The sequence below is a fragment of the Tepidibacillus infernus genome (genome assembly GCF_048898065.1).
In the GTDB taxonomy this organism is placed as follows: Bacteria; Bacillota; Bacilli; order Tepidibacillales; family Tepidibacillaceae; genus Tepidibacillus_B; species Tepidibacillus_B infernus.
The window spans coordinates 138,119-146,180 of the sequence record NZ_JBLWFI010000001.1 but is presented as its reverse complement, the minus strand read 5'-3'; the positions used below and the strand labels follow the sequence as shown (position 1 = coordinate 146,180).

Annotated in this window: 7 protein-coding genes and 2 pseudogenes; 7 read left to right on the top strand and 2 right to left on the bottom strand. The window is 35.7% G+C overall.

Annotated features, from left to right (window positions below):
• From TEPIDINF_RS00815 to shc, 5 genes and pseudogenes are all read left to right on the top strand, one after another.
• A pseudogene (locus TEPIDINF_RS00815) lies at positions 1 to 249 on the top strand (IS4 family transposase); the annotation flags it as partial.
• Positions 250 to 497: 248 nt separating this feature from the next.
• Complete coding sequence (locus TEPIDINF_RS00810; protein ID WP_421691155.1) at positions 498 to 1,328, top strand: 5'-methylthioadenosine/S-adenosylhomocysteine nucleosidase family protein; 831 nt, start codon at positions 498 to 500, stop codon at positions 1,326 to 1,328.
• Complete coding sequence (locus TEPIDINF_RS00805; protein WP_421691154.1) at positions 1,294 to 2,307, top strand: SPL family radical SAM protein; 1,014 nt, start codon at positions 1,294 to 1,296, stop codon at positions 2,305 to 2,307. The genes TEPIDINF_RS00810 and TEPIDINF_RS00805 overlap by 35 nt, the downstream gene beginning before the upstream one ends.
• 20 nt (positions 2,308 to 2,327) lie before the next feature.
• Positions 2,328 to 3,038: an SDR family oxidoreductase gene (locus tag TEPIDINF_RS00800; RefSeq protein WP_421691153.1), complete on the top strand. Its 711-nt coding sequence runs from the start codon at positions 2,328 to 2,330 to the stop codon at positions 3,036 to 3,038.
• A gap of 620 nt (positions 3,039 to 3,658) precedes the next feature.
• Entirely contained in the window at positions 3,659 to 5,524 is a 1,866-nt protein-coding gene (shc, locus tag TEPIDINF_RS00795) for a squalene--hopene cyclase (RefSeq protein WP_421691152.1), read from the top strand.
• A gap of 61 nt (positions 5,525 to 5,585) precedes the next feature.
• Here shc and TEPIDINF_RS00790 read toward each other — a convergent pair whose 3' ends face one another.
• Both TEPIDINF_RS00790 and TEPIDINF_RS00785 read right to left on the bottom strand, forming a co-directional pair.
• Entirely contained in the window at positions 5,586 to 6,473 is an 888-nt protein-coding gene (locus tag TEPIDINF_RS00790; protein ID WP_421691151.1) for a peptidylprolyl isomerase, read from the bottom strand.
• A 139-nt stretch (positions 6,474 to 6,612) separates the two neighbouring features.
• Entirely contained in the window at positions 6,613 to 6,996 is a 384-nt protein-coding gene (locus TEPIDINF_RS00785) for a DUF302 domain-containing protein (protein ID WP_068722853.1), read from the bottom strand.
• Between the two features lie 474 nt (positions 6,997 to 7,470).
• Here TEPIDINF_RS00785 and TEPIDINF_RS00780 point away from each other — a divergent pair.
• Together TEPIDINF_RS00780 and TEPIDINF_RS00775 are read left to right on the top strand one after the other, a co-directional pair.
• Positions 7,471 to 7,651: pseudogene (locus TEPIDINF_RS00780) on the top strand (transposase); the annotation flags it as partial.
• Between the two features lie 55 nt (positions 7,652 to 7,706).
• On the top strand, positions 7,707 to 8,062 hold a 356-nt coding region (locus tag TEPIDINF_RS00775; RefSeq protein WP_421691150.1), incomplete at its 3' end, for a helix-turn-helix domain-containing protein.

The following is an 8,062-nucleotide window of genomic DNA, read 5'->3' as shown; positions in this document are numbered from 1 at the left end:
TGGGCAATTGAACTATTTTTTAAATGGCTCAAGCAGCATGTTGAGATCAAACATTTTTATGGAATGAGTGAAACGGCAATACAAAATCAAATCTACTTAGCACTAATCACTTATTGCTTAAATGTTCTCGTGCAATTTGAGATGAAGAGTAAGAAATCTTTACTTCAAATCACTCGCTGGTTAAAGGCTGCGATTTGGAAGCCAGCATATATTTGGTTACGTCGGTTTGACGAACGATCTAGCACATAAATAAAAGTATGATTCCTGTCACTCTTGCACTAAATGTATATATTTACCAAATGGACAGAATCACCTTTTCTTTAGGTTTTGTCCTTTTGGCTATAATTCACAAAAATATATTTACTGAAAATTTCGACTATATTTATGCAACGCTAGTGATTTTCAGTATACATTTATCATCTTTTTCGTTATGCTTACCTTCAACCATTCATTTATAATAAGAAAAGATATTTCTTTTTAAAAGACAGGTGATGTGAATGATCTTCATCATAAGTGCATTATACCCTGAAGCAAAACCGTTGATTGAGTATTTTCAACTAAAAAAAGTTTTGCAAGTCTCTAGGATTCAACTCTATGAAAATAACGGGATTGTTCTCGCAGTAAGTGGTGTGGGTATCACTTCTTCTGCGATTGCTACAACTTATCTATTAACAAAATATGAAGTAAAGGCCACAGATACCATTCTGAATATTGGGGTTGCGGGAGCTAAGAGCCAAAAGTTACAAGGCGATCTCATCTACTGTCACAAAATCATTCATCATGATACAAAGCATAACTACTATCCAGACATCTTGGTAGAACATTCTTTTTCTGAAGGGGTGTTAGAGACATTCTCTACAATCGTTGATCTATCAATAAGTAAGGAAGTGATAGGGGATCTTGTAGATATGGAAGAGGCTGGATTTTTTGAAGCTGCTTCTACTTTCTTGCCACCCCATCAAATTCATATGCTAAAAATTATTTCTGACCAATTGCAGCCAAATGAAATCACATCTCTTGATGTCTCACAATTAATGAGAAACCAAATGGAACCAATTGCTGCATTTATTAAAAAATTACAAGAGATTTCTTTTACCGATCCAGAGGTACTAACTGAAGAGGATCTGCAACTTTTACAGCAACTTCGAGATCACCTTCATCTAACCATTACTATGTATCATCAATTGATTCATCTTACAAAACAATATAAAATTCGTACTAAGGAACCTTTAGATCTTTTGCAATCGTATCTTCATGTTGAAGTAAAAACTAAGACTGAAGGGAAGAACTATTTTGAACAAATCCGAAAACAACTTCTATACACCTAGGTTCTCTCATATCTATGTTGAGGAAAATATGAAAGATCATCCGATGGCACAAAAGATTCTTCAGCATTTTCCCAATGCTAGAGTAATTGAAATCGATCACTATCAAGAAGTTTTCCATCGTCCAAAACAAAACTTTTTTGTCCAAAAAAATGCACAAAAGCTTATTTTAGCGAAAAAAAAAGATCATTATTTTTATCCTGGTGCAGAAGTTTGTCATGATTTTGGGAACCCACATTTTTACTACTCGACTAATATCTTAAATTGTATTTATAATTGTGATTATTGCTATCTACAAGGCATGTTTTCTTCTGCTCATGTCGTGATGTTTGTGAATATAGAAGATTATTTTGCCGAATTAGATCAGATGTTAGAAAAACATTCTGTCTATCTTCCTATCTCTTATGATACCGATCTACTAGCATTTGAGAACGTTGCTCCATTTACAGCGGAATGGATTCACTATGCCAAAAATCATGCGAATGTAACGATTGAGATTCGAACGAAAAGTGTCAATTATCGAGCAATTCGTCATTTTGAACCCTTGAACAATGTGATCTTGGGATGGACGGTATCCCCTGATTTTATCGTGAAACATTATGAACGAGGCACCTCTTCTTTAGAAGCAAGGCTTGCGAATATCAGACAAGCGATCAATGACGGATGGAAGGTTCGATTAAGTTTTGATCCTCTTTTACACATTGATGATTGGCGCGAACACTATCAGGAATGTCTGGATCAAACGTTTATGACCATACCTGTTGAGAAGATTCTGGATATCAGTGTGGGAGTTTTTCGGATGCCCAAAGATTATCTGAAAAATATTCGTAAATATCGAAATAATTCTGATCTGATTTACTACCCTTATGAACATATGGAAGGTGTTTATACCTATCCAAAAGAAATTCGTAATCAACTGATTCAAGAAGTAACTCAGATGATCGAAAAGTATGTACCAAAAGAGAAAATTTATACATCATAATATCAAAAAAGGAGTCTACAATGAAATCGGCAATTGTAACAGGAGCATCCACTGGGATTGGCTTAGCCATTACGAAAAAATTGAATCAAATGAATGTTCTAGTGTATGGGTTAGCAAGAGATTTTTCAAAAACGGACTATCAACACGAACACTTTCAAAAAATTGTTTGCGATGTTACCAACACAAAACAACTCGTTGAAGTGACAAAACAAATCAAAGACGAAGAGAATGAAATCTATATCCTTGTGAATAATGCAGGAGTGGGCTATTTTGGTCCTCATGAAACCTTAAGTCCAAAACAAATTGAAACCATGATTGCTACAAATCTCCAAGCACCACTGATTCTCAGTAATTTATTATTGCGAGAACTTCGCAAATCAAAAGGATATATCATTAACATTTCTTCGATCACAGCAAAAAAGTCCAGTACCTTTGGTTGTGCATATGCAGCAACAAAGGCAGGACTTACGTATTTTGGGATCAGCCTATTTGATGAAATTCGGAAATCAGGAGTAAAAGTTGTCACTATTCATCCAGACATGACGCAAACGTCCTTCTATGATCATTTGGATTTTCAAGAAGGTGACGTACCTGAGAGCTATCTAACACCTGAATGTGTAGCAAATGCGGTTGAAACGATCCTTTCTCAACGAGAAGGTACGGTGCTGACAGAGCTTACCATTCAACCACAGCGACATATGATTAATAGGAAAAAACAAATGAAAAAATAAGGATCAAACCGCCTACGTGATGTTGTAGACGGTTTTTTGTTTACCTATCACAAATTTATAATCTTATTATTTTTGGAAAAAAGCTGAAGAGTGACGCAAATCCTTTCCCTTTAGGAAGAAACATTCGTTTAAATAGACGCAATGGTGTTTTTAATCCCCAATATAGCACTGCAATTTTAGAGATATTTGTTATAAAAGGTAAAAATTTAAGAAATTTAAACAAGTTTAGCTCTCCTTTCAAAAAAAGTGGAATGAAGCTCATAAACTATCCTATTGAAAGGAAGGCATTTCTGCAACGGCGGATATCCACCCATTTTCCTCAATCACAAATCCGGATTTTTCAATATTTTATAGAGTTCTTCGATTGATATTAGCCCCTGAGATGCGAACGGTGATTGGATTGTAAATCGAGTGTAATCGGAAAATGTGAAAATTTGATGTAAATGAAATCAATTCAAATTAACCTTTCTTTTATCATTTGAATAACATAAGATAGGCAATTACATAAGTTTGTATATTCCAACGCGCTCCGTTGTCCGTGTATTTCTATGAATATAAAACTTAAACGATAAGCGGAAGAAAGTTAAACTTTCTTTACTATTAACAGAGGATGAAAATAAATGATAAATAGGGTTAATGATGAAATCAACCGTTTGATTGGCCTTTTAGAGGAAAAACAAGCGAGTGATGGAGCTTGGTATTTTTGCTTTGAAAATGGAATCATTGCTGATGCCTATCTGATTATTCTTCTAAGATCATTGGAGATAGATGATGAAGCTTTAATCCAAACATTAGTTCGTCGAATAAAAGAAAAACAAACATCGAGTGGCACATGGAAGATTTATCATGATCAAGAAGAGGGAGATTTATCAGCTACAGTGGAAGCTTACTATTCTTTGCTTTATTCAGGATATGTGAATCCAGAGGAACCGAAAATGATCGCAGCAAAACAATTTATCATCGAAAAAGGTGGTTTGTCTCAAGTAAGCCTATTCACAAAAGTGATGCTAGCCTTTACCGGGCAGTATCATTGGCCAGAAAATTTAAGATTACCGATTGAATTGATTTTACTTCCTCCACCTATCCCCTTTAATATCTTTGATTTTGTCGGGTATGCGAGGGTTCACTTTGTCCCCATCATGATTGGAGCAAATAAAAAATTTTCCTTAAAGACATTAAGATCGCCTAACTTATCTGAGTTATATCTTGCAGAAAAGTCGAATGAGTCAACTTTCAAACTAATGGCTTGGCAAGAGAAAATGATTGAGAATGCCTTAAACCAACTTTCTGACCTGAAAAATCCACGTGAACTTGCCTTTCAAAAAGCAGAAGAGTTCTTATTGAATCGAATAGAAAATGACGGTACCCTTTATAGTTATTTCACTGCGACGTTTGTCATGATCTTCGCCTTATTAGCACTAGGCTATTCAAAAGATTCAAAAACGATCACAAAAGCAGTGAATGGTTTAAAATCCTATGCATGTAAAACGGATAGATATACAACGATTCAAAACTCCCCTCCAACCATTTGGGATACTGCTCTCATCAGCTATGCGCTTCAAGAAGCAGGTATTCCTCCATCTGATCCGATGATTGTAAAAGCTAACCAATACCTATTAGCGAAACAGCATACAAAATATGGGGATTGGCGACTTCACAATCCAAGAGCCATTCCCGGAGGGTGGGGCTTTTCCCCAAGTAACACCATTAACCCAGATATAGATGATACCACTGTTGCATTACGAGCAATTCAAACAAATGCATTCTATGATCCTTCCTATCTTTATGCTTGGCAAAAAGGGACAATCTGGACGCTTTCCATGCAAAATCAAGACGGGGGTTGGCCCGCCTTTGAGAAAAACACTAATAAAAAATACACCTCTTTACTACCAATTAAAGGGGTTGAGTCGGTGACGATTGATCCAAGTCATGCCGATTTAACGGGAAGAACGTTAGAATTCCTCGGAAATTACGCAGGCTTAAATGCTTATCATCCTTCGGTCCAAAAAGGGATTCGCTGGTTATTCTTCAATCAAGAGAGAAATGGGTCTTGGTATGGGCGTTGGGGGATTAATTATATTTATGGTACTTGGGCAGCGATTACCGGGTTAAAAGCAGTAGGTATTTCCTCTAACCATCCTAGGATTCAAAAAGCAATTCAATGGTTATTAAGCATCCAAAAAGAAGATGGTGGCTGGGGGGAGTCTTGTATTAGTGATGCCAAGAAACAATACGTGCCTCTTCAGGCAAGCACCCCATCGCAAACAGCATGGGCTGTCGATGCCTTAATCGCAGTTTATAATCGTCCGACTCCAACCATTCAACGCGGGATTCAATGTTTAATTGATTTAGGAAAAGAAAAGGATTGGCGGACGACCTATCCTACTGGAGCAGGTTTCCCAGGAAATTTTTATATTCTTTACCATAGTTATCGCTACATTTGGCCACTGCTTGCATTAAGCCATTATCGATCAAAATTTTTGTGATAAGAACCATTGAGGTAGCTTAAAATATAAGCTACCTCTAATCTAAACTATCCTATTTTTACTACTTTTTCTCAAGAAAATTCTCAATCTTATACTTCGTTTTCTGGTCTTCTAACCATGTTGGATAAAGGTCTTGCATTTTTTGGTCAGATAGTATATCTTTAATCTCATTTTTACTCTCTTCATAGTTTGCTGGTTTGGCTTCTTTTTTGTCCTCAACTTCAATGATGTGATAGCCATAATCTGTTTTGACAGGATCACTGATCTTACCAACTTCAAGAGAGAATGCAACTTGGTCAAATTCCGCAACCATTTCTCCTTTTCCAAAATAACCTAACTCTCCTCCTTGATCCTTCGTCCCTGTATCAGTCGAGTATTTTTTTGCTAATTCGGCAAAATCTCCACCTTTTTCTAATTCTGCTTTTACTTCTTTTGCTTTCTCTTCACTGTCGACTAAAATATGACGTGCTTTAACTTGCTCTTGCTCAGCAAATGATTCTTTGTTTTCATCAAAATATTTTTTCATTTCTTCTTCGGATATAGAAATCTGCGGTTCAAGCAGCTTTTTTAATTGCACGTTTATTTTTACATTTTCTTTTATTTCATCTAATGTAATACCACTCATTTGTAATGCTTGATTAAATGATTCTTCTCCACCATAAGATTCCATCATTTTTTGCAGTTCTTTTTCAATATCTGAATCAGAAATTGTAATCTTTTGATTTTTGGATTCTAGTTCAATGATTTTTTGTGTCGTTAAATAATCGAATGTTTCTTGCCCATATTGTTTAACCATTTGGTCATATAACTCTTCTTTGGTAATCGGTTCTCCATTTACACTGCCAACAGCCTCTTGAACAGAACATCCTGCAGCAAATAATGTAATCGCACCTAATAGAATAAATAGTGTAAAGAGATAGATTTTCTTCCGTTGCCTTTTTTTATCCATTTTGATCTCCTCTCGGTGTTTATTTTATTGAAATTATCTCGAATAGTGATTAGTGTACCAGATTAAAATGAAAATTTGATGAAACCAAACAAAAAACGCCGAGAGTCTCGGCGTTCTAATCTATTTTTTATTAACTTGATTATTTTGCTTGGTTAATCGCAAGGGTAAGTTTTTCTTCAATCTCTTTGCCTTTTTTAATTAGTTCTTCATTCTCCATGATTCCAATCAAAACGCTTGGACGAATGAAGCCGATTTGTGTTTCTTTTTCATCTCTAGAAATCACAATTTTGCATGGAAGAAAGTAACTAGAAAGTGGGGCAATTGCTAACACCTCAGAAGCTTCTTTTGGATTACATACTTCTAAGACTGTATGTTCTTTTTCTGAAGAAAATCCTTTTTCCTCTAATTTCTCATGAAGATCAAACTTCCATAGGATGCCAAATTGGATCTCTTTTAAAGCAGCTTCTATATCTATTAAAAGTTGATCCATATCTTTTCGTGTCGTTACTGTATAATGTACCATACTTATCTCTCCTCTTTGCAAAAATATTTTTTACATTTTTATTAATACTAATACCACTATGGGTATATTATAAAGTATAAATATGAAGTTTTTATGAAGTAGATCCAGAGTCCTCCCTTTGGCTTTATAGAAGTAAAATCATTCTGAATTGTTTTCATTTTAAGTGGTGTTACCTGACCATTTAAAACATTTAACTGCGCTTGCAAATCCCTCACTCCTACTATCCATTTCTCATCTTTTACTAAAAGGATAGTCTGTAGATATGAAGAAAAAATGAAATTCGTATTCCATTGAAATAGATCTCTTTTTGTGGTATTTTTTAACTTCCCTCCGAAAGAAGTCTCCCACTTCTAAACGTGAAGGTGTGCCAGCACCAGTGAAAGTGGGAGATGAATTTCGGTTAGGCGTAGCCTAAAGTTGTCTTTTTTTGCTATGATATAATTAGTCTTATATAAATGAAAGGATGATATATCAATGAAATTAGACAGTAATAACCATTCTGTGTTCCTCCTATATTATCTATCATCTTGTTCTGGTCGTAAAATATCGCAGACAAGTGATTGATGATACCATATCTGACTATGCAAAAGATATGTTTGTTAGACTGGGTGAAAATTACAATATTTCCTTAGTAGAATGGAAGCACGATGTTGAGAAGCTTTTGCTTACTCACAACGGGTGGTGCGCCCATTGAAGTGAGGTGATTCGATATGGCAAACAAAGCATATAAGTTCCGTCTGTACCCAACACAAGAACAAGAGCAATTTCTTGCGAAAACCTTCGGTTGCGTTCGTTTCGTCTACAATAAAATGTTGGCTGAACGAAAGGAAACATATGAGAAGTTCAAGGACGACAAAGAAGCCTTGAAAAAGCAAAAATTCCCGACCCCTGCCAAGTACAAAAAGGAGTTTGCATGGCTCAAAGAAGTCGATAGCCTTGCGTTGGCAAACGCTCAACTGAATTTGCAGAAGGCATACCAAAACTTCTTCTCTGGTCGTGTTGAATTTCCTAAGTTCAAAAGCCGCAAGGCGAGACAGTCCTACACAACCAACGTGGTCAACGGAAA